Origin of the sequence: Actinoplanes sp. NPDC026670 (assembly GCF_040638175.1) — a bacterium.
Classification (GTDB): Bacteria; Actinomycetota; Actinomycetes; order Mycobacteriales; family Micromonosporaceae; genus Actinoplanes.
This window is the reverse complement of the sequence record NZ_JBEZXU010000225.1, coordinates 1-1,036: the sequence shown is the minus strand read 5'-3', so window position 1 is coordinate 1,036 and position 1,036 is coordinate 1. Positions and strand designations below refer to the sequence as shown.

General features: G+C 69.5%; 1 protein-coding gene. It reads right to left on the bottom strand.

Translation table 11 applies throughout. The features are described from left to right. Positions 1 to 173: 173 nt before the first annotated feature. Positions 174 to 1,036, bottom strand: an 863-nt coding sequence (locus AB0E94_RS53280) for a replication-relaxation family protein (RefSeq protein ID WP_360344696.1), incomplete at its 5' end; no start/stop codon positions are given.

The following is a 1,036-nucleotide window of genomic DNA, read 5'->3' as shown; positions in this document are numbered from 1 at the left end:
GGTTGACCTGCGCTGTGAGACATTCCGGCTCACGGCGGCCCGGCGCCGGCGCCGAAGCTGTGAGATTTAAAGACTCTAACACAAGATATTTTTTGCTTAAAAAAGCCGACAGTGGTCGGCCTGCCGGAGGTGCGCGCTCTGGCAGGTCAGCGCGCTGACCTGCGGTGTGATTTCTACAGGTGGTCGAAGCGCTGCGGGTTGGTCACGGTGTCGGGGCCGTGATCGCAAGGCAGCTCGTGCAGGTACCGCCGGTGGGTGGGATCCGACACGAGAGTCCAGACCCGACCTGCCGGGTCCGGGCCGTGGACCGCAGTCGCGATCGGGCTGGCGCTGCGCAGTCCGGCGAGTACCCCGAGCAGGCTGGCCTCGCGGCGCCGGCTGGGGACCCAGAACAGCACGGGGTAGCGGGGGCCGAAGGTGGTGAGGCGCTCGTAACCGCGCAGCTTGGCCACAACCCGGGCGAGGTTCTCGGTGTCGTTGTCGTGCTCAAGGAAGAAGCCGGTCGAGGTGTCGCCGACGGTCCACACGCCGTGCCCATCGGGGTGGATGCCGGCCTGGGCGTAGACGGTGGTCGCGTGCTGCTCGGACCACCAGCGCGGCAGCAGGGCGTCGTCAGCGCGGCGGGCGGTGGCGATGAGGTCGGTGAAGAACTGGTTGACGCCGAGCAGGTGGTTGACCTGGCCGCTGGCGGCGATCCGCTTGGCCCGCTCCAGCGAGCTGCGCGGCGCCTTGCCGCCGGTGCCGTTCGGGTCGTGGTAGACGGTCGGGTGCAGTTGCAGTCCGACGGGGCCGAGGGTGTAGAGCAGGGACCCGAACCGGCCGTGGGCGCCGCTGCGGCCGAAGCGGTGCAGCACATCGAGGCGGTGCAGGATCGTCAGCCGCCGCTGGGCGGTGCGCCGGGCGTCGAAGAAGGCGTTGGTGATCTGGTCGGTGGACAGCAGGTAGTGCTCGGCGAGCAGGGCGAGCAGGGCGTGGTCGCGGGGGACGATGCGACCGAAGACCGCGAGCGGATCCGCGTTGCTGGAGGCGGGGGGAA